Origin of the sequence: Leptothrix ochracea (assembly GCF_041083635.1) — a bacterium.
Lineage (GTDB): Bacteria > Pseudomonadota > Gammaproteobacteria > Burkholderiales > Burkholderiaceae_C > Sphaerotilus > Sphaerotilus ochraceus.
Map to the genome: position 1 here is coordinate 311,552 of NZ_JBFPHB010000007.1, position 25,080 is coordinate 336,631.

Sequence of the window (25,080 nt, forward strand, 5' to 3'; positions counted from 1 at the left end):
CTCACGCTGATCTGGCGCGGTATCAAACCCTCGGCGGATCTTGGAAGCCGTGCTGGCGGTAGGTGATGACGAGGGTGTCGCGGTGGCTGGTGGATGTGTTCAGCGCCTCGGGCTGGATGGGGGTGCTTTCGTGGATGACGCGCTGGTCGTCGATGAGCAGGGCGCTCCACGGCTCGGTGAGGGTGAAGCGCACGCCCAAGGGGCCTTCGGCGTCGAAGACGCGCGATTCACCGCCTCGGATGCCTTGGCGACCGGCCAGCAGCACGGCGACGTAGTCCACGCCGTCGCGGTGCGCGCCTTCGGGGGTGGGACGGCCCACGCCGTCGGTGGTGTCGATGCGGAAAGGGTGAACTTCGATGAACCACGGGCTGTGGTCGAGGTCTTCACCCTTGGCGGCTGCAAAAACCTCGCCCAAAAGACCGATCAGGGCCAAAAAGTCGGGCGAAGCGCTCAAGGCCGTTTCAAGCGGCTCAAACCAGCGCAGCATGCCGCCGTGCAAGGCGTTGTAGGTGGTGGGCTGCCAGTGCGCGCGGTGCGGGACGTGCGTCAAGTCATGCGCGGTTTGGATATAGCTGCCGTGGCGGCGATAGCGGTAACGGCCGCCGTCTTTGAGATGCGGATCGGGCGGCAGCGTGTTCCACGCAGCGTGCAGCGCGTTGAGCGCCTCGCGGTCGGTGCCGGTCAGGCCCGTGAGTGCGGCGGTGGACAGGAGCGCGTAGCCGTGGCGGTTGAGCCGCGCCACAGCTTGGCTGCGATCAGGTTGATCCAGCAACAGCGGCTGGGGGAGAAGATGAGGCATGGGCGGGATTGTGCCCGCCCAGCAGGCCGATCAAATGTTGGCCAAGACGGTTTTGAGGGTGGTCAACACATCGGACACGTTCGCCGTTGAAACCCCATAAATGTCGTGGGGAGCCTTGGCCACCTTGGGATTGGCTGTTTTCTTGTAGATGCGCACGAGCGGGGCACTGGTGATATTGAATTTATTCTGCCAGCCCATGCCGTCAACGTCGATATTGGCGGCATAAAGATCAAAACTCAGCTTGTCAGCACTGTGCTCGGGTTTTTCGAGCTCAGTTTCAACATCGTCCATGTGCTGGCAATAATCAACGCCCCCGAAAGTGGGTGCTTTCCCCGAGTAAACCAAAACAACCACGGAACGCGTGGTATTGCTGACGGCTTTGGCTTGGAAATCGGCGGTCGTGATCGGGAGTACTTTTTGGCAGGTCATTTTTGTGCTGAACAAAGTCAAAGAAGAATGAATGAGGCCCAAAGAATTCTAATCGTAGCGTAGATACGCTAAACATGTTCTTCGGCAAGTTGTTCGGTTTTGTGAGAAATATTTGCCATGTATGTTGATATGAGCAATAACTTAAGAAAAATAAAATTTTGTTTTTGAATGTAACGCGTGATCGGTGACGCTGCATTGTGTGAATTAGTTCATAGGCTATGCTTATCGGTATCCATAAGATGCGCGGGCGCAACAGTTCTGTAGCATTTATTCACATCCATGAGAAGAAACCCATGTCGCTTCAGTCACGTACTTACTCACTGCCTTTGGTTTTAGCCTTTGCTACGGTGCCGGTGGGGGTGCGCGCTGTTACACCAGATGGGGGCGACGTATCACGTCAGGTGGTTCCTTCAACCGCTGTTAAACCAAGTTCTCAGGGTGAAGCCCAAGCCATGCCCAAGGCGCCCAAAGAGCCCGAAGCGGTGCCGTTGCAAAACGGTCTGAAAGTCAAAGTCAAGGCCCTGCATATCAGCGGAGCAAGCGCTTTTTCTGAGACCACATTACTTACCATCCTTGAAGATGCCCAAGGTATTGAGCTGGATTTCAATCAGCTTCAAGCTTTGGCTGATCGCCTCACCGCGCATTACCGCGCGCATGGTTATCTGTTGGCCAAGGCTTATTTGCCTGCGCAGAAAATTGCCGATGGTTCGATTCAGATTGCAGTGCTCGAAGGGCAATTGGGGCAATTGGGTATCGAGACCCAAGGTGCTGCGGATAACCCCCGAGCATTAGCGGTCAACCCGACGCAGGTGGCCCCTTTTCTGGCAGATCTGCGACCCGGCCAAGCTTTGCAAAGTGCACCGCTGGAGCGTGATTTGTTGGTGCTGAGTGATTTGCCCGGCGTCAAAGTGCAATCGGTGTTGCGTCCCGGTGAAACGGTGGGGACCAGCAATCTGGATGTCAAGGTCCAAAGTGAGCGGGCCATCAACGCCAGCGCCACGCTCGATAACTACGGTAGCCGCTACACCGGCGAGTTGCGTGCCAGCGCACGCATCAACGTTGCCAGCCCGTTCCGGTTTGGTGACAGCTTGGATGCGACGGCAACCTATGCTGGTGCGGGGTTCCGCTACGGGCGGCTGGCGTGGCAAACCCCGGTGGGCGGACGTGGTTTGCAGCTCGGTGTGGCGGGCTCGTTGATGGGCTACGCACTGGGTCAGGAATTTGCCAGCCTGAATGCTTCCGGCCAAGCCAGCGATCTGACGCTCTACGCCTTGCAGCCGCTTGTGCGCAGTCGCAGCAGCAATGTGCAAGCTCAAGGGGCCCTTGATATCAAGCACTTCGATGACTTGACCAACGGGGCTCATACCCTCAAGCAAGTGCAAGTGCTCTCGCTGGGTTTGTCCGGTAACCATCCCACGGCTTGGGGCGCCAGCAGCCAAGGCTCGCTCACGTTGACGTTGGGTCGTTTGGTTTTAGACGGGGCCAATGCCGCGCAAGACGCCTCGGGTTACCGAACCAACGGCAACTACGCCAAGTTAGGGTTTCAAGGGGACTACAACCATCCCTTAACGCCCACCTTGGCCAACACCACGCTGGGGTTCAAGCTCAGCGGGCAAGCTGCCGGCAAGAATCTGGACTCCTCAGAAAAGATGAGTCTTGGGGGCCCTCAGAGTGTGCGCGCTTATGCCGCTGGGGAAGGTTCTTCGGATCACGCGCTGATGGCCAACATCGAATTGCGCCGTGTTTGGGACGATAACCTCCAAGCCAAAGTGTTTGTCGATGCCGCGCGGGGGTTTTCTACCCACACCCCTTTGGCCACCGAAACCCTTCAGCCGCGGGATTTCTCCGGGGCTGGCTTGGGTCTGGACATGCAGTTGCCTTACAGCCTCGTGTTCCAAACCGCTGTGGCATGGCGTCTCAGCGGTATGCCCAGCCCGAACCTTGACCGCAGCCCTCGTCTCTGGGCGCTGATCACAAAAAATTTCTAAGGGAGATCTCATCATGAATCGCAGCTACCGCCTGGTCTGGAACGACGCCACCCAACGCTTTATCCCCGCCCCTGAGATCGCCCGGGGTCGCGGCAAAGGCAGCAGCCGTGCGGCCCAAGCCGTGCTGGCCGTTGCCTGTGTGCTTGGCCTGGGCGGTTTGAGTCCTTCCGTCAGCTGGGCCGCCGGAGCCGTGGGTGCCACGGTCACCGCCACGGCTTTACCCAGTGGCGGGCAGGTGGTGGCAGGGCAAGCTACGTGGACCACCACGCTCAGCCCGACGCTCAGTCCGGTGGCTGGAGCTGCGAATCTCACGGTGAATCAAGCCAGCCAGCGCGCGGTCATCAACTGGAACAGCTTCAACATCGGCTCGGCAGCCAGCGTGGACTTTGTCCAGCCCAGCCCGAGCGCGGTGGCCCTGAACCGGGTGGTGGGGAGCGAACCCAGCCAGATTTTTGGTCAGATTCGGGCCAACGGCCAAGTGTTCTTGGTCAACGCCAACGGTGTGCTGTTTGCCCCGGGTGCGCAAGTCAACGTGCACGGCCTGTTGGCTTCGACCTTGGACACGAGCGACGCTGATTTCATGGCGGGCACTTTGCACTTCGCCGGCAAGGCGGGCGTGGTGCGCAACGAAGGCCACATCAGCACCGACGCGGGCGGCTACGTGGGGCTGCTGGGCGGACAGCTCAGCAACACCGGCACCATCACGGCGCAGTTAGGCCGTGTCGCCTTGGCGGCGGGCAGCGATGTCACGCTCGACTTTGCGGGCGACGGCTTGCTCAACGTGGTGGTGAACGCCGGGGCCATGCAGGCCTTGGTCGATAACGCGGGTCTGATCCAAGCCGACGGCGGGCGAGTGCAGATGAGTGCCCAAGCGGCCGATACCTTGGCCAGTTCAGCGGTCAACAACACCGGCTTGATCCAAGCGCGTGGTTTGCAGAGTGTGGGCGGCGTGATTGAACTGGGCGGCGATGCGGTCTACCAAGCCGGAACGCTGGATGTCTCGGGCGGGCAAGGCGGCAAGGTGGTGATCAGCGGCATCAATGTGCTGCAAGACGGCCACATTCAAGCCCAAGGCAATTTGGGCATGGGTGGCAGCGTTGCCATGCATGCGGTGGATGGCTTGTTGCAGACCCAGCAAGCCCAGATCCATGCCGATGGCCTGAGCCAAGGCGGCCAAATCGTGCTTGATGGCGGCAAGGGCGCCTATCTTTCGGGGCTGAACCAAGCGCAAGGGGCACAGGGTGGGCAGATCGACGCCAGCGCTCAAACCTTGGTGTTGGCCGGCGCGACCCTCAACGCCGATGGCCTGAGTGATGTGGGCGGGCGAGTGCGGGTGGGGGGTGACGCCCATGGCGCCGTGATGCCTGGGCTCCAAAATGCAACCAGCACCGTGGTGAACGTCAGCACCCATCTCAGTGCTCAAGGGGCCAAGGGGCAGGTGATTGTTTGGTCCGATGGCGATACCCGTTATGAGGGCACCAGCGTGACGGGAAGTGCCGTGAGCGGTGGATTCATCGAAATCTCAGCCAAGGGGATTCTTCATGACGCAGGTCTGGCCAATCCGGGTTTAGGTGGGCATGTATTGCTCGATCCGACCGATATCGTGATTGATGTGGCCGGTGCTGCGACGAATTACATCGATTTGATGCCGAATGGAGCCTCGGTCATCAACGATATGCACGGTGGGGGCGGTGCCGTTGAGCTCGGCAACGGCAACATGGTTGTGGCCTCACCGAACACCACTTATGGCGGTCTTGCCAGTGCGGGGGCAGTCTATCTTTATAACGGCCAAAACGGGGCTTTGATTTCAACGCTTTACGGTACCCATACGGGCGATATCGTGGGCAAGAAAATCACGGGTCTGATCGGCAATAACAACTACGTTGTCAGCAGCGGTAGTTGGTTTTTGAATACGGGCGCTGTGACGTGGGGCAGTGGTTTGACGGGGGTTTCGGGTCCGGTCAGTGCCGGTAATTCGCTGCTGGGTTCTGCGTCGGGGGATTGGGTGGGCTCACTCGGAAGCGTGCCCCTGTCTGACGGCAATTATGCGGTTCTGAGCCCGCAGTTTGGGAGCGGCCTTGGTGCGGTGACATGGGCCGATGGGTTGACGGGCAGGGTTGGTACGGTTTCAGCCGCCAATTCGATCGTCGGCCAAGCCATCGGCGATGCCGTGGGCTCTGGCGGAGCGACAGCGCTCAAGAACGGTGACTACGTCATCGTCAGCCCTTCTTGGAGCAGCAAACAAGGTGCCGTGACCTTGGTCCGTGCTGGGGCCGCCAATGCGGTAGGAGTGGTGACGGCCGCCAACTCTCTGACGGGGGCCGCGCTGGGTGACGCGGTGGGTTCTGGCGGGGTGGTGATGCTGGCTGACGGCAACTATGTGGTCAGCAGCCCAGATTGGTTGAGTGCCGGGGTGACGGCCCAAGGCGTGGGCGCTGTGACGTGGGTCCATGCCCAAATCACGGGCCCTGCTCAAGGCGGTGCAGGTCAAACCGTGAACGCCAGCAATTCGCTGACCGGAGGCTTGGCCGGCGATCAAGTGGGCTCAAGAGGTGTGACGGCCTTGGCCCAAGGTGGGTTCGTGGTGGCCAGCCCGAATTGGAGTGATCCGGTCTCTGGCAACGTCTCCGCCGGTGCCGCCACATGGATCGCTGCGGGTCAAACCGGGGCCGGGCAGGGGGTCAGTGCCAGCAATTCGTTGATTGGCGCGGCCATGTTCGACCAAGTGGCCTCAGGGGGTGTGACCGCGCTGAGCGATGGCAACTATGTGGTCAACAGCCCCACCTTTGGGGCCAACGCTGAAGGCGCGGTGACGTGGGCTTCCGGGGCGAGCGGCAAAGCGGGGGTGCTCCTCCCGGCCGAGTCCCTGATGGGCGTGGGCGTGGGGGACCAGATCGGTTTGGGCGGCGTGACCGCGCTGGCCAACGGTAACTATGTGGTCAGCAGCCCCGCGTGGGGTAGCAATTGGGGTGCCAATCAAGGGCTGGGTGCGGTGACATGGGTCAGCGGGGCAACGGCGGCCCTTGGCGGCACAGTGACAGCGGCCAATTCAATGGTCGGCTCCCAGGTGGGCGATCAGGTGGGTTCGGGCGGTGTGACGGCCTTGAATCACCCCAACGGCGATTACGTCATCAACAGCCCGCAATGGAGCAACGCTGCTTTGGCTGCGGTGGGCGCTGTGACCCGCGTCAACGGCGGTGCGGTTCAAAGGGGCGTGGTGGGGACGACCAACTCGCTGGTTGGCTCGGCCTCCAATGATCAGCTGGGTTCAGGGGGCATCACGGCGCTGAGCAATGGTGCTTATGTGATCGATAGCCCCCTCATGGGTCGAGGTGCAGTCACGAACGCCGGTGCTGTTTGGCTGGTCAAGAACTCGGTGGCGACGCCGTATTTCACGCCCGAGCAAGTGGCGGCCATGACACCTGCCGGGGTCTATGTGACCTTGGCTGCGACCAACACCATCACCGTCAACGCGCCGGTCACGGTCGCGGGTTCGCTGGAGTTGAACGCGGCCAACACCCTGACCTTGAACGCACCGCTGACCTCGACCGAGACCAGCCCGACCGCTTTGGTGATGGTGGCTGGCCAGCAGTTCATCAACAACGCCGGTACCAACGCGCTCAGCACGCCCAACGGCAAGTGGCAAGTCTGGTCAGCCAACCCAGTTGCTGACGTGCGCGGCGGGTTGGTGCCGGACTTCAAGCAATACAACGCCACGTCGGGTTCAGCCACGCAGCCGCGTTCCACCGCTTTGGGCAGCGGCAACGGTATGTTCTATGCCTTGGCCCCGACCCTGAGCCCCACGCTCAGCAGCACCGGCCCGGTGGTGCGGACCTATGACACCACCACCAGCGCACCGCAAGCGGGGTTGAGCTTGGGGGCCACGGGTACGGTGGATGGTGACGCGGTGGTGTTGAGCGCTGCGGCGTTTGACTACACCGTGGCCGGTGTGGCCAGCAAGCAAGCCGGTTCAAGTCTGGATGTCACCGCCAGCGGCCTGAGCGTTCAGGCCAGCAACGGTGCCACCCAAGTTTACGGCTATCAGTTCAGCCCATCCACCACGGCCGTAGGTGTCGGCACCATCCAGCAAGCTGCCCTGACGCTGACCGGCACCACCGTGGCGCCGACCAAGGTCTACGATGCAACCACCGCAGCGGCGATCCTAAATACGGGGACGTTGACACCGCTGGGCACCGATCAAGTCTCGGTGCTGAGCCAAAGCGCAGCCTATGACACCAAGAACGTTGGCACCGCCAAGCCGGTGACGGTGACGACGGTGTTGCAAGGGCTGGATGCCGGCAACTACGTGATCGCTCCGATCACGGCGCAAGCCGACATCACCAAGCTGGTCGTGACGCCAGGTGCTGCGGGTGGTGGTTTGCACGTGACTGGCACCGCCATCGCACCAACCAAGGTCTATGACGCCACGACCGCAGCGCAGATCACCACGCAAGGCAGCTTTACGGGTGCCTTGGCCGCTGATCAAGTTGCGGTGGCAAGCCAAACAGCAAGTTATGCCGACAAGAACGTTGGTACCGCCAAGACCGTGACGGTGGCCACCACCTTGACGGGTTTGGATGCGGGCAACTACGACGTCGCACCATTGACCTTCAATGCTGCGATCACTCCCGCCACTTTGGCGCTGACCGGCACCACGGTGGCCCCGACCAAGATCTACGACGCGACCACCGCCGCAGCGATCACGGCCGCGGGCACCTTGGGCATACCGCTGGGTACCGATCAAGTCGCGCTCCTGAGCCAAAGCGCAGCCTATGACACCAAGAACGTGGGCACCGCCAAGCCGGTGACGGTGACGACGGTGTTGCAAGGTCTGGACGCCGGCAACTACGTGATCGCTCCGATCACGGCGCAAGCCGACATCACCAAGCTGGTCGTGACGCCAAGTGCTGCGGGTGGTGGTTTGAACGTGACTGGCACCGCCGTGGCGCCGACCAAGGTCTATGACGCCACCACCGCTGCGGGGATCACCACGCAAGGCAGCTTTACAGGTGCCTTGGCCGCCGATCAAGTCGTGGTGGCGAGTCAGACGGCAAGTTATGCCGATAAGAACGTGAGCAGCACCAAGACGGTGACGGTGGCCACCACCTTGACCGGGGCGGATGCCGGCAACTATGACGTGGCCCCGTTGACCTTCAACGCTGCGATCACCCCAGCCACTTTGGCGCTGACCGGCACCACGGTGGCCCCGACCAAGATCTACGATGCGACCACCGTCGCAGCGATCACGGCCGCAGGCACCTTGGGCACACCGCTGGGTACCGATCAAGTCACGCTCCTGAGCCAAAGCGCTGCTTATGACACCAAGAACGTTGGCACGGCCAAGCCGGTGACGGTGACGACGGTGTTGCAAGGTCTGGACGCCGGCAACTACGTGATCGCTCCGATCACGGCGCAGGCGGACATCACTAGGCTCACGATTGTTCCGGGCCAATCCGGTCAACCGGGCGGCAATGTGACCGGTACGGCTGTGGCGCCGACCAAGGTCTATGACGCCACGACTGCCGCGCAGATCACCACGCAAGGCGGCTTTACAGGTGCCTTGGCCGCCGATCAAGTTGTGGTGGCCAGTCAAACGGCGAGCTACGACACCAAGAATGTCGGTGCCGCCAAGACGGTGACAGTGGCCACCACCTTGACCGGAGCGGATGCGGGCAACTATGACGTGGCCCCGATCACCTTGCAGGCGGCGATCACCCCAGCAACGTTGACGGCAGCAGGCACCGTCGTGGCTTCCAAGCTTTTTGACGCCACCACTGCCGCCATCATCAGCACGCCTGCGCAGTTGAGTGGGCTCTTCAGCGGGGACGGCGTGACGCTTGCGCAGACGGCCGCTTTTGCCGACCCAAACGTGGGTGTCAACAAGGTGGTGAACGTGCAAAGCAGCCTGAGTGGTGGGGTGGATGTCGGCAACTATGTGCTGAGCAATCCGAGCGCCCAAGAGCGCGCAGACATCATCGGTGCGTTGCCGCCGGGCGATCCGCTCCAGAGAATGGGTGCGCCGCTCAAGACGACGCCCCGCGATGCCGATACCCCCGGTTTCGACACCCAAGACTTGGCTGAGGCGTCTTCGGGCCATTTGGAGTTGTCGGTGCTTGAGGGGACGCTGGAAGTCCCGATGCTTTATGCCCAAAAGGATCTTCAACCCACGGTGCTGGGTGATGCTGGTCCGGTGGAGATCGTGAGCAACGATTTGCCGCTGATGCCTGCGTTGGTGGCGCAGAAGAAAGAGCTGGAAACCATCGCTGAAGGCACGGGTGTGACGGTCAGAAGCGTGGGCTTCAATGAGCTTCAGCGGATCAGGGTCAGCATCCCGGGGGATATGTCCTTTGGCTCCGGCAAGGCCAACATCACCCCGGCGATGGCCAAGATCCTTGACCAACTGGCTGACACCATCGGCCCCGATCAGCAGGTGGAAGTCATCGGCCACACCGACAGCGTGGGCAGCGTGGCGCTCAACCAGCGCTTGTCAGAAGACCGTGCCGCCGCTGTGCGCACCTACTTGATCGCTCGCAAGGTGGCGGCTGACCACATTCGCTCCTCCGGCCGAGGCAAGAATGAACCCGTGGCCGACAACCGCACCGCCCCCGGTCGCGCTAAAAACCGCCGCGTCGATATCTACGTCTCACAGCCGGGGGGTGGGGTGAAGAAGGTGAAGTGAGGGGACGAGAGGCGTGCTAGGCCGGCATGAGGCGATACCCGCCCATGCCCATCGTGGCGTTCTTGCCCAAGTGCAGCCACTGGCCCAGATGCAACCACGGCAGGAACGGCGCTAGCGGGCCGTGCAAGGTCCAAGCACCGAGCACGCCGCCCAAGGTCATTTCTTGTCGCTGACGGGTGGAGTAGCGCGTCCAGTCTTTCCAGTGCAATTGGCTGCGGTCGTCTTGGAGCGACTCACTCAAGCTCAGCAGCGCCGGGGCGTCGAAGGGTGCTGGATGGATACCCATATGCAGCTCTAGCATCAAGCTGGTGCGCCGCAACAGCTGGCTGAGCAACACGCGCGGGCTCAGTTCATCCGGCCCCAGCGCATGGCCGTTGTGCTGAAGGCGCAACGGGGTCTGGATCTGCAATGTCAGCTGTTCCGGCTGATCCACGTCATCCACGTTCCCCACCGACGCAAAGGGTTCCGTGGCTTCCATCGCGACCAGTTCGCCGGGGATGCGTTCCTTGCCCAAGCCCTGCTTCAAAGCGCGCTGCCAAGCGTATTGCACCAGCGGCAACTGGTGCTGCGTCTGCGCCCCGATCAGCACCATGTGAAACACCAACGCTTCACCCGCTCCGATGCTGCGGGTGCCCAGTGGTGGAGGCTCAATCACATAGGGGTTGGGCACTTGGCTGAATTGCTGGCGCAACTGTGTAGGCTGCGGCGGGGTCTCGAACAGGGCCGGGTACGGACACGTGCGCCACAGCGGGCATGCCGGGCAGGCTGGCATCCCCGTCATGCACGCCGCCTTACGCAGCGCCGCCCCAAACACCCCACGCAGCAGCGACCCGGCGTAATCCGGCAAGCGCAACTCGTCATGCATCACGGCCGTGATGCGGTAGCGGGTGAGGGGGAGGGTGTTGTTGACCGAAAGCAGGGTCATAACGGCGTCACCGTGAAGGCGTCGGGTGTTTTGAGCCCATGTTCGGCGCGCAGACGAGTGGCGCTATCGAAGACTTCGCGGTCTAGGTGCCGAACTTCATACCCACGGGTCTGGAACAGCTGATCAAACGCTGCAAGGCGAGCGGTATCACCAACCTTGAGTGGATACGTTCGACATTCAAGCCGAGTTAAATCCGAGAAAACGCGCATGACAGTTACTCCCAAGCGTCGCGCTCGGCACGGATCTGCTGCTCGATGTCCAGATCGCTGCGGCCTGAGGGGGGCAACGCAGCCAGCATCTCCATGAAACGCGACAAATCTTGAGTCTGCTGCGGTGTTGTCTCTTGTCGTGCAGGCTCGGGATAAAGCACGATCACCTGAGCCAGTCCTAAAGGTGCGTCGTCTGGCAGTTGCACTGTCAGCACATGGGATTCAGAAATGATTTGCTGGGTTTGGTAAGCACGCATGGGATGTCCTTTCAGTGTTCTGCACGGGTCGTTTCAAGCCTTGAGCTGCGTGTATTGCAGCTTCTTGCGTTCGTCTTTCCAGTCCACTTGCACGGCGTTGGGGAGATCCACTTCCAACATGTCGGCCAAAGCGATGCGCTCGACTTGGGGCCAGCTTTCAAGCAAGGCTCGTTTGGCCAAGTTTCGCGCTTTGCTGTGCAGATCCGTGTTGGGTTTGTCTTTGCCGCCGCGCAGTGCCGTGACGCGGTTGCGTAAAGCTTCTGCCAGCTCTGCGACATCTCGCAAATGAGGCGTTAGTGCGGCCCTGTTGGCCGCCACTTCGGCAGCAACACGGGCAGCTTCGGCCTCAGCGGCCTGACGAATGGCCAGCGCTTCAGCAATCTGCTGTGCCTCGTGTTCTGCGTGGGCGCGGGCCTCAGCCAGCCGTGCATGCACTGCCGCTATATCCGGTTTGGGCTCGCGCTCACACCACGCACGTACCTCAGGAATTTCTGGCGCATCAGCCCGTTCGACCAGCAACCAGCCGAAGGGCAACAACGCTCCACGGGTGATGTTTTCGCGCTCTGCGGCCAGCCAGAGGGTGGTCGATTCATTGTCGAAGCGTGGCTGCATCCCCTTGCCTTGCATGATGCGGATCTCGCGCACGCCATCAAGCGTCACGCTCTCAGCCCCGCTGTGGCGGCCGACACGCAGCAAGAAAGCATCGCCTCGTTCTAGGGCTGGTTCAATAGCCATCATCAAACGACGCATCCCAGTCAGCCAATCGGGATGTGCAAAGCCGCGCTGCTCCATCAAGGCCAGTAAACGGTGTAGTCGGCCGATGTAGTAGCGGTTGCAGGCTTTGGCCAATTCGGCCAAGTTGAAGCGCTGGCTGGGGACCTTGTCGCTACGCCCATGGCCGGGTAGCAGGTCCAAGCGCAACTCGCTACCGAGGGCGGCGTATTGACCGCCGACTAGGCTTTCTCGGCGTGTAGCTGGACCCTTGCCTTGCAGTTCGGCCCCATCTTTGAAAACTTGGCGCTTCTTGTGGTTGGTACTGAAGTAAATCTTGCTGATCACGTCAGGTCCGCTGGCGTCGGAGACATCGACCAGTCGGAACGGATCGGTATGGAAGCCGCCACCCAGCAACCGCTTTTCCATATCGTTGGCGTTGCGGTCATCCGGTGAGCGCGGGCGTCCCTGATTGACCTGATCCAGCCAAGCTGTGCGCATAGCACCTTTCAGGCTAGAGCCCGGTAGGTACGGGATGCCGCTGTGCGGATGGTGTGCAGTGCGCTCAATCTCCAGCTGATTGATGACCTTGCGTCCGGCCCCTTCGTTTTGCGCGATCTGACCGATGCGCTTGTCGTATTGCTCGGCCACGCCTGCTGCTACGGCCACGACTTGTTTGGCCTGTGCGGCGTAGCGTTGCCGGGCGTGGTGAAAGTAGAGCTGCACCTTGCTGACGGCATCACTGCGATCATTCACGGCATCTATCAGCGCCTTGCGATCAGGTGCTGTCAGCGCCACCTGTGCCGGGTCGAAGTGGTACAGCACGCCGTCGTCGATGACGTAGTTGGTGGGCTCGAAGTCGATGCCGCAGCCGATATGGATGGGGGTGAGCGGTGTCAGGCGCAGCGGCTGGGTGGTGCTGAATCGGTTCATAGTTTCTTCTCCCTCGCTATCCATCACGCAGCAGGCAGGGTCAGCGGCAGCAGTGGGGCGTAGCCCTGATGCACGGTGGCGGGTTCGGCGGTGGAAATGGGTTCGGTGATACCGCCCAGACCACGGCCATGGAACTTGGGCGTGTTGCCAGTTGCTTCACGAAGTGCCAGCACTGCGCCGGTTCGCATCATCATCAGCGGCCGTTTGAACGGCTGGCCGCCCAGCGCGTGCAGGCTGCCGTGGCGGCCGAAGCGGGTGAGGGGTTGGTAGAAGCAGTCATCAGCATCGAGCAGCGCGGGGGACGGCGCGCACGGTGCCAGCGTCAGTGCATGGCGCGCTTGCGCGGGCTGCGGCCATGCGTGCAGCTCCGGGATTCCGACCAGCGTGAACTTGCCCAAGCCTGTCGAAGCGTCACGCCCGTAGCCGCTGGTGCCGATGTCGGTCAGCGCTTGCGCCAAGGTGTCGGCGGCCAGACGTGCTGTGTTGAGCACCGCATAGATCGTCAGCAGACTGTCGGGTGCATGCGCGGTGCGCTCGACTTGGCGCGGCGCAAAAGGCCCTGTGCCGGTGGTGCCGGTCAGGCGGTGGATGGTGTTTTGCGTGCGGATTTCGGTTTGCGTGGACTGCGCCTTGTCCAGCTCGGTGGCGTGTTGCTGCCACTCGGCCAGCGGCAGCGCGGCGTGGGCGACAGGTAGCCAAGCGAGGCGCTTATGGGCTTTGCGATCTTTCGGATCGACGAGGTGCCGCAGCCGTGCCATCGGCAGACTGGGGCGAGGCAGCAAGCCGGCCGGCAGCGCATCTGACAGCACCGCGAACGGCAGGCCGCTGGTGTAGCCCTCCAGCAAAGTCGTCAGCCCAGCCTCGCCCAAACGCCAGCGCAGTGCCCAGCACAGGTGGCCGAACAGCGTGTCGCCTGCCAGCGGGGTCCCGAAGGCTGACTCCGGTCGTAATGTGATCTTGTAGGTCTTCATCCTTGTTCTCCTTCCCCTTGACGAACCTGAGGCTTAGGCCCGCCGTGCCACAGCTACGTCGGCAAATGGATCGAGCGCATCGAACTCGGCCTGAATATCCTCATCACCCCAGCGCAGCGCGGTGAACTTGACCTTGCCGTAGCCGCGTGAGCCTGAGCCGCCCAAGCTATCTAGCTCCAGCAGACGCAACCCGGCCAGCAGCGTGCGGCGCAGCTCAGCGCCATCACCGTCGATATCGAGTTGCTTGATCGACAGCCGAAAGTCGAACAGCGCCCCCGATGGCACCCGCTCGGTCTGGCGCGGTGATCCTGCCACCCCTTTGATTCGGTCAATCCAGTTTTCGGACTTGACTTCAATGAGCGGCAGGTTTTTATCCTTGCCAAACTCGTTCACCCAAGCTCGCTGCAAATCGGCATCCCAAAACGCCAGACGGGTTGGACCCAGATCGAGTGCTTCCGCTTCGCTGAGCTGATCACCGCCACCAATACCGAACAGTTGCAGGATCAAACGCACCTGCGGGAACCGCGCCTGCATGTCGCGGATGCCCAGCGGTTCAGACTTCACAGCACCGCTGCGCCACTCCAGCAGGCTACGCACCTTGCCTTTGAGCGACGAGCCGGGGATGTAGGGCTGATTGCTGTGCGGGTTGCGGATGACTTGGTTATCCACGCCGCCAATGCGGATCTCACCTTCGCTGGCACCGATGCGTAGGCCCGACTTCAGTTCAAGCGTGGCGGTGAGTTGATGGATGTTGATGAGTTGCATGGTGTGGTCTCCCTGCTTACTGAGCGCGGTGAATCTTGTAATAAGCCATGAATGCTTCGAAGAACAGCTTGGCCTGACGCAGTGTTGCGGCGCCGGTGCTCTGGTCGATCAGGTGGTCGAACAGCGCCCTAAAGTTGGCATCGACATGCTTGCGGCCCTTGGCGTAAGCCGCTTTGGCCTTGAGCATGCGGATGTAGGGTTCGCAGTCGGTGAACTTGGCATCGTCGGTGCCAACCTTTTCTTGCCACATCACGAGTTCGTCGTAGAAGCGTCGAAGCTGGCTCGACTTGTTCATCTCCTTCGAGGCACGCGATACCTCTTCGGCCGCGCGCTCGGCTTGGGTAGAGAACAAATCGGCAGCCGGCTTGGCACCGAGGACGATGCTTTGGAGGTTGATCGTCGCGACATCGTCGCGGTCGTCACTGCGCGAGGCGAAACCGCCTTGCCGCTGGCCACCCTGGTAGCCACCCGGCCCGCGCTGCTGGTTGGAATACGGATTCGTTGCCACTGCTGTGCCTCCTTAACGGTCACGGAATTGGTAGAGGTGATTGAAGAGGGCGACCCGGTAGCTCGCCCCGAGCTGGTTGATGCCCTTGTCACCGATGTCGATGGCCAAGGTGGTGAAGTGGCGCTGGCGCGTGACTTCGTCCAAGCCCCGGATGCGATCCACGACGAAGCGCCGCGTGCGGTACTTGAAGCGGGCACGCCACATGGCCGCTTCAGGTTCACCGTTAGCTTCCTGCTCGCGCATATCCACAAACTGCAATAGGCCATAGACGTAGGCCGTGCTGAGGTTCATGCCGGCCCGCAGGGTGTTGAGCCGTTCAAGCGAACCTTCCAAATGTGGCCATTGCGTCCACGACATGGTCTGACCAAAGCAGGTGACGGCGTTTTTGACCGGCTCTGCCTTGCTGCCGCCGGGCTCGATGCATTTCTTGGCTTGCTCAAGAGCGTCTTCGGCCAGTTCGGCCAACACATGCACGGGGGCACCCGGTTTCTGGGTGGCGATGCCTGCTGAAAAGTGCAGGTTGGTGTTCTCGGCCACGTAGCGATGAAACTCGCAGCGCATGCGCCAAGCGAGCCGTTGCACCGTGCGCCATGGGCCGATCAGGAAGAAATCATCGCCCCCAGCAAACACGGTGTAGACCTTCGGAAACTCGCGGGCCAGTAGCCAAGGCAGGTAGATGGCAAAGAAGCTGTTGACTTGGCGTGACAGCGCGGCGTGCTTGGCAAAGGTTGGTTTTTGCAAACCGACGCGAAACAGCTCGCCGAGGTTGTCGATGTCACCTTTGAGCACGCCCAAGGCGGCGATACCTTGCCAGTGGCTGCTTTGCGCATCGAGCTGGCGATCTTCGCTGGCAAGCAAGTCAAATGGGAGCAGATCACCCGCTTCGGGAAAATCATCCTGTGCGACACCGACAAAGCGGCCACGGACACGGCTCTCGTGTCCACTGGCACGCGGAACATAGCCGCTGATAAAGCGCCGTGCGTAGCCGTGCCAGAGCGGGACGATGCCCTGCGTATCGTCAGCGCTTGGGAGCGAGAAATCGAAGCAGCGCCGCAGCAGGCCGCTGGTCGCCAATTCGCCGAATCGGCCGCTGGCGTCCTCATGGGCAGTGAACGCTAGTCGGTAGCCAAACAACGGCAGTTCAAGCTGCTGCAAGTTGCCACCGTTGAACAGCTGATCAGCCTCGGTTTCGCGCACGATCAACAGCCGCTCGAAACGTTTGACCAGTGCGGTACCGATAGCGATCTGATCGCGGGATAGCGCGCAGCTTGGCTTGTTGTTATCGCCATGGGCGGCCCGATCTGCGAGTCGATCTGCCGGCAGACGGCCGTTGTAGGCGCAAGGGCCATCCCGGTAATCGGCCTGCGCAAACACCTGCGCACCCTGCCGACACAGGTCAAAGCGCGCATGTTTGGCGCGATCAAGCTGTGCGACCAGCCGGGTGCGCAGGGCGGCAAAGCCTCTCTCGGTTGTCGGGCTGCTTTTGTGGGTGAGCAGGAAGTCGTTGCAAGAAGCGGCCTCCCATGCCAGACCCATACCGGCCAAGCCGAAGGTGTGCTCAAGAAACCAGGCATCAAATTCACCGCGCAGCTCATGCAGCACGGCAATGACCTCAGGTGTATGCGGTGCGACGATCAGGAACTTACCCGCGGCGTTGATGACTTGGCTGGTGGCGGGCAGACCGAGCGCGTCGAGGATACGCAGCGCGGCAACTTCGGTGAAGAGCGATACCTGGAACGAGCGTCCGCGCAGCAGTTTGGCCGCGTGTTTGCGGCTGTCACCCCCGCTGGCAAAGATGAAATCTTGGATGCCGAAGAAGTCGCCTTGGATCAACAAGAACTTCTGTTCGCCAAAGTCGCGCCGCTCACGCAGACGCTGGGCCGCCGCAGCATCGGTCTGACCAGCCGCCTCATGCCAGCGCCACAGGGCCGCAGCCAGCGCAGCGGCTGTGCGCGAGTGGTCGTAAAGCGAGACCTCGGGTTTAACGTTGAAGGCGGTGGCCGCCGGAATGACGTGGGTGGCCGTCATCCATAGGCTGTCGAAATGATCAAACCACAGCGAGGCTTGCTGGCGATGGGCGGCGGGAATATCTTCCAGCCCGCGCAAAAACCACGACCAAACCTTGGCGTACTCGGCTTGAGACGCCTTGCGATCACGGCTTTCGCATTGATCGGCCTTTTGCGGAAATAAGCTGGCGGGTGAAAGGGGTTTCAGGGGGTAGCGCCATTGCAAAGCGTTCTCAGCAGGTTCGCTGCCATCGAGACGGATTTGCTCAAACAGCGTGATCTGGCGGGCGCTGTAGTGATCCAGCCCAGAGCGGGTTTCGTCTTTACCGTGGTTATAGGTCTCGAATTCTTCGCGCTCAAAGCCCGAGGCCACTCGGTCGGCCGTGGCAATGATCCACTGCAAAAACGTATCGGGTTTGTGATGGGCCGCAGCGGCATTGACCAGCGAATCCGTCGCTTCTAGAGCATCTTGTGTTGGGTTTGACGGGTCTGTGGCGTAACGCCGACCGACAAAGGGTGAACTCTCGCCCGTCAGTACACGTGGCAACCACGGCTCAATGGTGTCAAAAGCCAAGGCGGTATGCGCAGCATGCCGGTGGCTATGCCAGCCGCCTTCTTTGTGAAACGGGCAGTAGAGCGTCAGGTGGGCATCAAGCCGAGCATCACCCGCATAAACCACGGCCCGCTCGGCCAGCTTGCCCAGATCGTGCAGATAAGCAGCCAGCGCAACCCGGGTGGTTGGCGCGTGAAGGGGATGTTCTTTCATGGACAGACTCGCGTGTTGACAGCGGGAGCCATTGTTCACCAGAACGACCCTCAAAAATCAGCACGGCAACGTTGCCAAGCTGCACTGACGATCCATCTGTTGTCGCAGTGTCAAACCGACTGATTCGCTGCCGTGTGTATTAGTGTGTATATTTGACGCGATGAAAAGCGCAGACATCATCAGAATGCTCAAAGATGACGGGTGGTATTTGGTCCACGTGGTGGGGTCTCACCATCAGTTCAAGCACCCGACCAAACTTGGCAAGGTGACGGTGCCTCATCCGAAGAAGGATCTGCTATTGCCGACAGTGCGCAGCATTCTTAAACAAGCTGGCCTTTGAAGCCGAGGCCCGTTCGATCAAGATTTTTGACTCAGAGGATTCACCATGCTCTATCCCGTTTACGTTCATGTGGGTGACGCTGATCACGCGCATGGGGTGACGTTTCCCGATTTCCCCGGTTGCTTTGCGGCAGCGGATGCGTGGGTCGAGCTGCCAGCAGCTATTCAAGAGGCGGTTCAAGCGCATTTCTATGGTGAACCAGAGACGGTTCCGGCACCGACGCCGCTGGAGCAGTTGCTGCGTGATGCGCACTATGAGGGGGGTGTCTGGATGCTGGCTGAGGTGGACTTGAGTCGCATTGATACCCGTCCAGTGCGGCTCAATGTGAGCTTACCGGCCCATCTTGTGCATCAGATCGACGCTTGGGCTCAGGCGCACCACATGACCCGTTCGGGTTTTCTGGCTCAAGCTGCGCAACAAGCAATGCATACCTGAGGCCTCTCTCACTCCATCTACCCCCTCAACGCCGCCCGCAGCTTCGGCCACCAAGCATCCATACCCACCAAGGTGATGGTGTCGGGGGGTAGGTGGAGCATGGTGGGGCGTTCTTGATTGGTTTGGCGGATGCCGACGGCTTCGATCTGGAAGTGGCGGGCCACGGCGCGGCCGAGGGTTTGGGTGATGGCTTGTTGGATCTTGGAGCGGGTGGACTTGAAGGTGATCGCGCTTATGGTCTTCTGATCGAGCATCTGTTCCAGCAAGTCGCTCTTATGCACATCATTACGGATGAGGGCCGCGCCGTTGGGCAGTTCGGTTTGGTGTTTGCAGGCCATGGCGTAGAGGGCAAAGACCAAGAACTGCTGGGGTTGGAGTTTGATCACCTCGCCCAAAATCTCTAGGCGGCCTTCCTCCTTTTCCCACACCACGCGCACGGGCGGCGCTTGGATGGCGGCTTGGGCGAGTTGGACGGTGAAATCAAAGTTGTTGAGCGCTTTGGGGGGCAGGCCTTCGGCCAGCAAACCGCCAAGCCGCAGCACGCTCAGCTCGGCCAGCCGGATGACGGCTTGATCAGAATGGGCGCTGCGTTCGGTGCCGTCGCGCTCTTGCCAGCGGTAGCTTTGCCCTTGGCGTGGCGGGAAGTAAAACTTGAGCGCTGGGTTCTCAAAGGGCTCGTTGACCAGCACATGCGAGAGCCGGTCCCCCGCCTCGGCCACCAGCGAGAACGCGTGGCCCATGTAAAAGCTCATGCTCTTGCGCCCCCCGGCGACCGAGGCATGCAGCCTTGTGTTCGGCACGCTTTTGAGCTTGCGCAGCACGCTATAGATCGTGTCGGCCGCAGCGCGGTTGTCGTCATCGGTGGTGATGTCGCTGAGCGCCTTGCCTGCTTTGCCAGCTTTCGCCGTTTGGCTGATCACATGCACCGTGCTTTCGTCAAAGCGCACCGCCGTGGCGGGCAGCTCAGGCAGGTGGTCGCGCATGAAGCGGTGAAACATCCCGCTTTCTGCCGCCAACAACTCGCGCACGATCTTTTCTTTGCCGTCCACCGTGGTGATCACATGGATTTCATCGGGTACGAACGGTGCGTCTTGTTGCTGCGTGACCAACGCATAAAGCGTCTCCGTCACGATGGCCGGCGACATCCCTGAAACGCACACCAACACCCGCCGCCCCGAAGAAGCATTTGCTGTGATTTTGTCTGACATCCAATCACTCCTGATCCGTTCGCCCTGAGCTTAGTCGAAGGACTCCAAGCCCTCACCCCCAGCCCCTCGCCCGCACTGCGGGAGAGGGGTTGGGGTGAGGGCTGTATGGGCCACATCGCTCAATAGCCATCTTGATATTCATGCCCTTTTAGTCAGGGCAAATATCTGAAGATATTACTTTCCTGCTTTCGCTAATTTGGGTGAGTCTCAATCCCTTTGACATCAGGGCAAGTATCTGAAGTGGTGGAAGCAGTTTTGGGCATGATCCCGACCAGTCTCAATCCCTTTGACATCAGGGCAAGTATCTGAAGGCCCTCACGTTTGATGCCCTCCCAATGCGGGAGGGTCTCAATCCCTTTGACATCAGGGCAAGTATCTGAAGGCCCTCACGTTTGATGCCCTCCCAATGCGGGAGGGTCTCAATCCCTTTGACATCAGGGCAAGTATCTGAAGGCACAAGCTGCATAATATAGTCACGGCAACAGGTCTCAATCCCTTTGACATCAGGGCAAGTATCTGAAGATCATCATGACCACCAAGCCCATCAAGATCACCGTCTCAATCCCTTTGACATCAGGGCAAGTATCTGAAGAATCTGGGCATGCATAGTCCTGAAGCGTCTGGGGTCTCAATCCCTTTGACATCAGGGCAAGTATCTGAAGCAAATACTCAATCGGCGTCAAGACGCCAGCCGGGTCTCAATCCCTTTGACATCAGGGCAAGTATCTGAAGGACGGTACCTTCCGTGCCCAGTTTTTTGATGGGTCTCAATCCCTTTGACATCAGGGCAAGTATCTGAAGTTGGCAACGAGGTTTGGAGGATGGCTTGCACGTGGTCTCAATCCCTTTGACATCAGGGCAAGTATCTGAAGGCCAGTGTCGAAATTTGCTTGGTGGGACAAGGACTTGGCGGGGGGGTTGACGGGAAATGCATGGGGTGGTGGAGCTGATGGTGGGTGGGGCTGGATGGGTTTTTAAAGACCGTGGGCGAGTTTACGTCAGTTCTTTGGGGCGGCGGTGAAGGATGCGGATGGTGGGGGCGGGGTGGGCGGTAAAGAGCATGTCGTCGGGCAGCATGCTGGGGCCGAGTTGGTCGAATTGGGGGTTGGCGGGCAGGCGGTAGGCGCGCACGTCGTCGGCTTGTTTGGCGATCAGGGCTTCAAGTTCGCGCATCAGGGCGTGCATTTGGGCCGATGACGCTTCGACCAGAAAGACGCTGTATTGCAGTGGGATGCCGCGCTTTTTTAACAAGCGATGCACCCGCACACCGCGCTTGGGCTCGGTGATGTCGTAGGTGACGATCCAGCGGGCGGCTTCGTGCAGGCTCATGGTGGGCGGCTCTCAGGACGCCAGCGCCCGCAGCGCTTGGCCGTGCAGGTGGGCCAAGTGCTCGTGAATGATGCCGGCGCAAGTCAAGCTCCAGCGCTCAAAGAGCGTGGCGGTCTCGGCGGGTTGCTCGATGGCGTCGGCCAAGGTGCCGGTACACAGGTTCATCTCGGCCCAGACCAGCGCCGTCAAGTCGGCCGCCAAAGCCACGGGCTCGCCCACCGTACACCAGTAGTGCGGCTGCAAACCGCTCTCGTTAAGCCTTGAGGCCACCAAGGCGGCCGCCATGCCGTGCAGCGGCAAGGGCAGATGCACCCCGATCTCGGCGCGGTACACATAGCTCTGCTTGGCGCGCTCCCATTCGCCCACCGCCACGGGCTGACCAGCAGCGCTGCGCTGGGCGCTCCAGCGCTTAAGCACACCTTGGCGTTGATGGCGCAACCAGTTGGTGTAGTGCGCCGACCAATCGGGCGAGTCGGCGGCAAGGATGTCGAGCGCGTCATCCAGCGCCACGCGCCGCTGTGAACACGGCCACAAATGGCCCTCGGCCTCGCCTTGGTGGTTGAGCCAAGTGATGCTGATGCCGCGTTGCAGGCACAAGCTCAGTGCTGCACCACTCCACTCGGTGCTATCGGCACAGACCACGCGCAACACACGGGCCACCGGCAAGCGCATCACCCGGCCATCGGGCTGGCTCACCACCAGGGCCTCGCCGGTCGAACTGACTCGCAGTGGCGTGGTGGGGGCCAAGTAGAGCGTGCGTGCATCGCAGCTGCGCGTGGCTTGGGCAGATCGGACGGCTTGGGCCGCGTTGCGGGTTTTCAGCATGATTCGTCCTCTGTGTCTTGGCTAAACGACAAGGCTCCTTCGTCGCGCAGCGTGCGGGCCAGCGCTGCTGTGGTGCGGCGCAACCAACGGCGCAGCGGTTTGACCTCGCGCGCCCAACTGGCATAAAACACGGCTCGCCCCGCTTTGCCCAGCAAGCAAGCCCCTTGGCCCCCTTTGTCAAAGGTGAAATGCTCGGCCCGCAAACTGCGGTCTCGCACCAGTGACCACACCCACGCATCCACGCTGGCCCGCAGCGGCTCAATCAAATCGCTGGCCAGCGACTCGCGCCCAAAACTGGGCCGGTGATAAAAACCGAGCATCGGGTCCAGCCCTGTGCTGTGTGCGGCCTGCACCGCTTCAACGTGCAGCAGGGTGTAGCCCAGCGAGAGGCAGGCGTTGACGGGATCACGCGGCGGGCGACGATTGCGGCCTTCAAACCCAAGCGAGGGCGGCACCACCGCTGCCAAGCCGCTGAAGTGCGCCCGTGCTGCGGCACCTTCTACGCCCAACAAAGCCGCCAAGGCGCTGCGGGGATCTTGGAGGTTGTTGTCTTGAGTGCCCGCCAACGCCGCCACGCTTTGCAAGGCGGTATCCACGCTGGCGATGGCGTCGCTCAGCGCCTTGCGTGCATCGGGCCGGGCCGCCAGCCATAGCCCCAAGGTCTTGCGCTGGCGACGCAGTTTGGCCTCGATCAACGCGCACGACCACTGCAAGCATCCCGCTGCATCGCTAAAACGTTGGGCCTGCGCCAGCCGCACCGCAGCGTCGTTGTGGCCCGCGCCCAGCATCACCGCCACCCGCCGGCCCAGACGTGGGCTCAGCAGCACCGTGGCCACACCGGCCTCGGCCAGCTTGAGCAACACACCGCTGTCGAGCCGGGTTTGTGCGCCTTGGATGATGCAGCGCTCCAGCAGCTTCACCGGCACTGTGCCCCGGCGCTCGCCCGCTTCATAAAGCGCCAGCGCTTCGCCTTCGCTACGGACTTCAAGCTGGGCACGGTCAAGCAGCAGGGTAGACATGGGGTGGGCCTTTGGGTGATCAGCTGATGGGGTCAGCCGATGTAGAAAAAATCCGGGTCCGCTGGCTTTTGGCCGCGCCCGATCACTTGCGTGGCGCTGCGCACATCCAAGCGCAGCAACAAAAAGCGGTCTTCTTCCTCCAGAAAAAACGTCATGTCCTCAAGCACCCGCCGACGTTCAGCCTCGGTCAGCCAAACCTCATGCACCGACTTCTGCCCACCCGTTGCCACCCCACGCAACTTCTGCAACGCCCCCACCCGCAGCGTGTCATCGCTGATGTCGTAGGCGGCGAGGTAGAGGTGGCGGTGAGACATGGCTGCATGGTGGGGCTGATCTTCACCAGAGCGGTGAAAGGGCAACGTTGCCGTCCGACGGCTCCATCGTTCTCCATCGGACTCAGCCGTTGAGCCACTGTTTCAAAAAACCCACCAACTTGCTGACCTCTGCGGCTGCAAGTACCTCGATCTTGTATTCCTTAGCGCGCTGCAAAACAGCGGCATCGACGGGTTGGGCGCTGAGGTACAGGGCCGTCGCCACACTGCCGCCGAGTTGCTGGCGCAGTTGCGAGAGCTTGTAGATGGCGTCTTGGGCTTTGGTTTGACGGCCCGTTTTGCACTCGATCAGCAAGGCCCTGTTGCGATGCACCAGCATGGCGTCGATCTCATTGGGGACGTTGTTGTTGGCCGAGGTGATGCGCAAGTTGCTGCTGAAGCGGCTTGGTTTAACCAGCCCCGTGAGTTTGAGAAACACAAACTCCTCAAGCCAACCCCCGGCAAAGTAGCGAGCGCAATCACTATCGGCAAAGGTGATGCTGTCTTCGCTATCCCAGCGAAGCAGCCCTTTGTCATGGGCTTTTTGCACCAGCGCCCCAAAAGAACCGCCGGGTGCGTACTGGAAGAACTGTGTCAAATCTCGGGCATCGTTGCTCTCAACGGCACGGCTTGCCAGCGTTGCCAGCGCACTGAAGGATCGGCCATAACGCTCAGCGTTCTCGCCCATGTCACGGGTGATGTCGGCACGGGCCGAAGCACGCTGCTGCGTTTCAGCATGTCGGCTGTCACCCTCGATGCGGTAGCCCTGCACCAGAAGCATCTGCCGCAGATCAAGCACATCGGCCATCGCCTCCGTGCGGGCGTCACTGCCCAGCCAGTCGATCTGCTGCTTGTGGGTTTCGGCGTAGAGGATGTCGAGCTTGCCTGTGCCGGTTTCGACCAAACGCAACCCATCGCGCAGCGCCAACACCATCAGCTTGGTGCCCCCCGTCGCGTGCAGGATGACGTGGCGGCCATCCAGTTGTTCGGCAACGGATTGGGCACTGTCCTCAATAGCGCGTGGGCTGCTGTCATCAAAATCAAGCCGTTTGACCGACCGACCTTCGCGACGCAGCACCGTTTCGAGGTTTTTGGCCCCGTCACGCATCGAGGGCGTTTGCAAAATCCAAACTTCTTGGGCCTCAAGTTGCTCCAGCGGAATCAAGTTGGCGGCGTTTTGGCCGGTGGCGATACAAACGTGGACAGGGTGGTTCATCAGTGTTCTCCCATGGGTTGAATGTGAAAGGCTTGCAGGCTAGCGCCAGCGGTTTGCATGGTGGGGGCATCGAGCTCGACCCCGCGCAGGTGCGCGGGTAGATCAAGGCTCAGGTGCAGGTAGCGTGCGCCGCGCTGGCAGACTTCTGCCGCCAAGTGAATCGGTAGCGTGCCGGCCACAGTGTCGCCGGGCTGGATGTGGCTGACATCAAGGTGCGTCACCCAGTGATCTACATGCAAGCCTTGAGCGCGTGCCCAGGCCACAGCACCGGGATGGCGGGAAATAAAGTAGGTCTGGCTCATCCGTGCGGATTGTGTTCAGGCCCGAGTGAGATCAGCATGGATGGCAACGTTGTTGAGATGCACCCATGCACTCACCCCGGTGCATCCGAGCCACCACCCACATGCGTCCGTGCATCAACCTCGGTGCATCCGTCCACCCACCGCCGTGC

21 protein-coding genes and 1 CRISPR repeat array are annotated in these 25,080 nt (G+C 61.1%); of the genes, 4 read left to right on the plus strand and 17 right to left on the minus strand.

What is annotated here, in order from left to right; genetic code table 11:
• Window positions 1–22 precede the first annotated feature (22 nt).
• Both AB3X39_RS04335 and AB3X39_RS04340 read right to left on the minus strand, forming a co-directional pair.
• On the minus strand, window positions 23–799 hold the full coding sequence (locus AB3X39_RS04335; RefSeq protein WP_369416121.1) for a 2OG-Fe dioxygenase family protein: 777 nt from the start codon (window positions 797–799) through the stop codon (window positions 23–25).
• A 30-nt stretch (window positions 800–829) separates the two neighbouring features.
• Window positions 830–1,249, minus strand: a complete 420-nt coding sequence (locus AB3X39_RS04340; RefSeq protein ID WP_369416122.1) for a hypothetical protein — start codon at window positions 1,247–1,249, stop codon at window positions 830–832.
• 272 nt (window positions 1,250–1,521) lie between these two features.
• Here AB3X39_RS04340 and AB3X39_RS04345 point away from each other — a divergent pair, with 272 nt between their 5' ends.
• Window positions 1,522–3,216, plus strand: a complete 1,695-nt coding sequence (locus AB3X39_RS04345) for a ShlB/FhaC/HecB family hemolysin secretion/activation protein (protein ID WP_369416123.1) — start codon at window positions 1,522–1,524, stop codon at window positions 3,214–3,216.
• Window positions 3,217–3,229: 13 nt separating this feature from the next.
• On the plus strand, window positions 3,230–9,895 hold the full coding sequence (locus AB3X39_RS04350) for a YDG domain-containing protein (protein ID WP_369416124.1): 6,666 nt from the start codon (window positions 3,230–3,232) through the stop codon (window positions 9,893–9,895).
• 16 nt (window positions 9,896–9,911) lie between these two features.
• Here AB3X39_RS04350 and cas6 read toward each other — a convergent pair whose 3' ends face one another.
• Genes cas6 through cas10 form a run of 8 tightly spaced genes read right to left on the minus strand, consistent with a single transcriptional unit; the run spans window position 9,912 to window position 17,946 of the window.
• The gene (cas6, locus tag AB3X39_RS04355; RefSeq protein ID WP_369416125.1) at window positions 9,912–10,820 is read right to left on the minus strand and encodes a CRISPR system precrRNA processing endoribonuclease RAMP protein Cas6; all 909 of its coding nucleotides are present in this window, start codon (window positions 10,818–10,820) and stop codon (window positions 9,912–9,914) included.
• Window positions 10,817–11,029 (minus strand): hypothetical protein, encoded by a 213-nt coding sequence (locus AB3X39_RS04360; protein ID WP_369416126.1) that lies wholly within the window; start codon window positions 11,027–11,029, stop codon window positions 10,817–10,819. Before AB3X39_RS04360 ends, cas6 begins: the two co-directional genes overlap by 4 nt.
• A 5-nt stretch (window positions 11,030–11,034) precedes the next feature.
• Window positions 11,035–11,286 carry a hypothetical protein gene (locus AB3X39_RS04365; protein WP_369416127.1) on the minus strand — a complete coding sequence of 84 codons (252 nt, stop codon included), beginning with the start codon at window positions 11,284–11,286 and terminating at the stop codon, window positions 11,035–11,037.
• Window positions 11,287–11,319: 33 nt separating this feature from the next.
• Window positions 11,320–12,930 carry an RAMP superfamily CRISPR-associated protein gene (locus AB3X39_RS04370; protein WP_369416128.1) on the minus strand — a complete coding sequence of 537 codons (1,611 nt, stop codon included), beginning with the start codon at window positions 12,928–12,930 and terminating at the stop codon, window positions 11,320–11,322.
• 23 nt (window positions 12,931–12,953) lie between these two features.
• Entirely contained in the window at window positions 12,954–13,901 is a 948-nt protein-coding gene (csm4, locus tag AB3X39_RS04375; protein ID WP_369416129.1) for a type III-A CRISPR-associated RAMP protein Csm4, read from the minus strand.
• Between the two features lie 33 nt (window positions 13,902–13,934).
• Window positions 13,935–14,666, minus strand: coding sequence for a type III-A CRISPR-associated RAMP protein Csm3 (csm3, locus tag AB3X39_RS04380; RefSeq protein ID WP_369416130.1), 732 nt, complete (start codon window positions 14,664–14,666; stop codon window positions 13,935–13,937).
• Window positions 14,667–14,682: 16 nt separating this feature from the next.
• The gene (gene csm2 / locus AB3X39_RS04385) at window positions 14,683–15,174 is read right to left on the minus strand and encodes a type III-A CRISPR-associated protein Csm2 (RefSeq protein ID WP_369416131.1); all 492 of its coding nucleotides are present in this window, start codon (window positions 15,172–15,174) and stop codon (window positions 14,683–14,685) included.
• 12 nt (window positions 15,175–15,186) lie between these two features.
• Window positions 15,187–17,946 (minus strand): type III-A CRISPR-associated protein Cas10/Csm1, encoded by a 2,760-nt coding sequence (cas10, locus tag AB3X39_RS04390; protein WP_369416132.1) that lies wholly within the window; start codon window positions 17,944–17,946, stop codon window positions 15,187–15,189.
• 160 nt (window positions 17,947–18,106) lie between these two features.
• On the opposite strand from cas10, the gene AB3X39_RS04395 reads away from it, so the two are divergent.
• Window positions 18,107–18,286, plus strand: coding sequence for a type II toxin-antitoxin system HicA family toxin (locus AB3X39_RS04395; protein WP_369416133.1), 180 nt, complete (start codon window positions 18,107–18,109; stop codon window positions 18,284–18,286).
• A gap of 45 nt (window positions 18,287–18,331) precedes the next feature.
• A complete protein-coding gene (locus AB3X39_RS04400; RefSeq protein ID WP_369416134.1) occupies window positions 18,332–18,721 on the plus strand; it encodes a type II toxin-antitoxin system HicB family antitoxin in 390 nt (129 codons plus the stop codon).
• A gap of 17 nt (window positions 18,722–18,738) precedes the next feature.
• On the opposite strand, the gene csm6 is transcribed toward AB3X39_RS04400, so the two are convergent.
• From csm6 to csx16, 7 genes are all read right to left on the minus strand, one after another.
• On the minus strand, window positions 18,739–19,929 hold the full coding sequence (gene csm6 / locus AB3X39_RS04405) for a CRISPR-associated ring nuclease Csm6 (RefSeq protein ID WP_369416135.1): 1,191 nt from the start codon (window positions 19,927–19,929) through the stop codon (window positions 18,739–18,741).
• A 203-nt stretch (window positions 19,930–20,132) separates the two neighbouring features.
• Window positions 20,133–20,801: a CRISPR direct-repeat array (repeat unit 38 nt; unit sequence GGTCTCAATCCCTTTGACATCAGGGCAAGTATCTGAAG).
• A gap of 121 nt (window positions 20,802–20,922) precedes the next feature.
• Window positions 20,923–21,258, minus strand: coding sequence for a CRISPR-associated endonuclease Cas2 (gene cas2, locus AB3X39_RS04410; RefSeq protein WP_369416136.1), 336 nt, complete (start codon window positions 21,256–21,258; stop codon window positions 20,923–20,925).
• Between the two features lie 12 nt (window positions 21,259–21,270).
• The gene (locus tag AB3X39_RS04415) at window positions 21,271–22,083 is read right to left on the minus strand and encodes a CRISPR-associated endonuclease Cas1 (protein WP_369416137.1); all 813 of its coding nucleotides are present in this window, start codon (window positions 22,081–22,083) and stop codon (window positions 21,271–21,273) included.
• On the minus strand, window positions 22,077–23,102 hold the full coding sequence (gene cas1, locus AB3X39_RS04420; protein WP_369416138.1) for a CRISPR-associated endonuclease Cas1: 1,026 nt from the start codon (window positions 23,100–23,102) through the stop codon (window positions 22,077–22,079). Before cas1 ends, AB3X39_RS04415 begins: the two co-directional genes overlap by 7 nt.
• Window positions 23,103–23,134: 32 nt before the next feature.
• Window positions 23,135–23,416 (minus strand): CRISPR-associated endonuclease Cas2, encoded by a 282-nt coding sequence (locus tag AB3X39_RS04425; protein ID WP_369416139.1) that lies wholly within the window; start codon window positions 23,414–23,416, stop codon window positions 23,135–23,137.
• Window positions 23,417–23,498: 82 nt separating this feature from the next.
• Complete coding sequence (locus AB3X39_RS04430) at window positions 23,499–24,629, minus strand: Card1-like endonuclease domain-containing protein (protein ID WP_369416140.1); 1,131 nt, start codon at window positions 24,627–24,629, stop codon at window positions 23,499–23,501.
• Window positions 24,629–24,931 (minus strand): CRISPR-associated protein Csx16, encoded by a 303-nt coding sequence (gene csx16 / locus AB3X39_RS04435; protein WP_369416141.1) that lies wholly within the window; start codon window positions 24,929–24,931, stop codon window positions 24,629–24,631. Before csx16 ends, AB3X39_RS04430 begins: the two co-directional genes overlap by 1 nt.
• Window positions 24,932–25,080: the final 149 nt, after the last annotated feature.

Excerpts from the sequence above, each read along its gene's own strand:
- AB3X39_RS04335 (WP_369416121.1), bottom strand. The coding sequence starts at position 799 with ATGCCTCATCTTCTCCCCCAGCCGCTGTTGCTGGATCAACCTGATCGC.
- AB3X39_RS04345 (WP_369416123.1), top strand. The coding sequence starts at position 1,522 with ATGTCGCTTCAGTCACGTACTTACTCACTGCCTTTGGTTTTAGCCTTT.
- AB3X39_RS04350 (WP_369416124.1), top strand. The coding sequence starts at position 3,230 with ATGAATCGCAGCTACCGCCTGGTCTGGAACGACGCCACCCAACGCTTT.
- cas6 (WP_369416125.1), bottom strand. The coding sequence starts at position 10,820 with ATGACCCTGCTTTCGGTCAACAACACCCTCCCCCTCACCCGCTACCGC.
- AB3X39_RS04360 (WP_369416126.1), bottom strand. The coding sequence starts at position 11,029 with ATGCGCGTTTTCTCGGATTTAACTCGGCTTGAATGTCGAACGTATCCA.
- AB3X39_RS04365 (WP_369416127.1), bottom strand. The coding sequence starts at position 11,286 with ATGCGTGCTTACCAAACCCAGCAAATCATTTCTGAATCCCATGTGCTG.
- AB3X39_RS04370 (WP_369416128.1), bottom strand. The coding sequence starts at position 12,930 with ATGAACCGATTCAGCACCACCCAGCCGCTGCGCCTGACACCGCTCACC.
- csm4 (WP_369416129.1), bottom strand. The coding sequence starts at position 13,901 with ATGAAGACCTACAAGATCACATTACGACCGGAGTCAGCCTTCGGGACC.
- csm3 (WP_369416130.1), bottom strand. The coding sequence starts at position 14,666 with ATGCAACTCATCAACATCCATCAACTCACCGCCACGCTTGAACTGAAG.
- cas10 (WP_369416132.1), bottom strand. The coding sequence starts at position 17,946 with ATGAAAGAACATCCCCTTCACGCGCCAACCACCCGGGTTGCGCTGGCT.
- AB3X39_RS04395 (WP_369416133.1), top strand. The coding sequence starts at position 18,107 with ATGAAAAGCGCAGACATCATCAGAATGCTCAAAGATGACGGGTGGTAT.
- AB3X39_RS04400 (WP_369416134.1), top strand. The coding sequence starts at position 18,332 with ATGCTCTATCCCGTTTACGTTCATGTGGGTGACGCTGATCACGCGCAT.
- csm6 (WP_369416135.1), bottom strand. The coding sequence starts at position 19,929 with ATGTCAGACAAAATCACAGCAAATGCTTCTTCGGGGCGGCGGGTGTTG.
- cas2 (WP_369416136.1), bottom strand. The coding sequence starts at position 21,258 with ATGAGCCTGCACGAAGCCGCCCGCTGGATCGTCACCTACGACATCACC.
- AB3X39_RS04415 (WP_369416137.1), bottom strand. The coding sequence starts at position 22,083 with ATGCTGAAAACCCGCAACGCGGCCCAAGCCGTCCGATCTGCCCAAGCC.
- cas1 (WP_369416138.1), bottom strand. The coding sequence starts at position 23,102 with ATGTCTACCCTGCTGCTTGACCGTGCCCAGCTTGAAGTCCGTAGCGAA.
- AB3X39_RS04425 (WP_369416139.1), bottom strand. The coding sequence starts at position 23,416 with ATGTCTCACCGCCACCTCTACCTCGCCGCCTACGACATCAGCGATGAC.
- AB3X39_RS04430 (WP_369416140.1), bottom strand. The coding sequence starts at position 24,629 with ATGAACCACCCTGTCCACGTTTGTATCGCCACCGGCCAAAACGCCGCC.
- csx16 (WP_369416141.1), bottom strand. The coding sequence starts at position 24,931 with ATGAGCCAGACCTACTTTATTTCCCGCCATCCCGGTGCTGTGGCCTGG.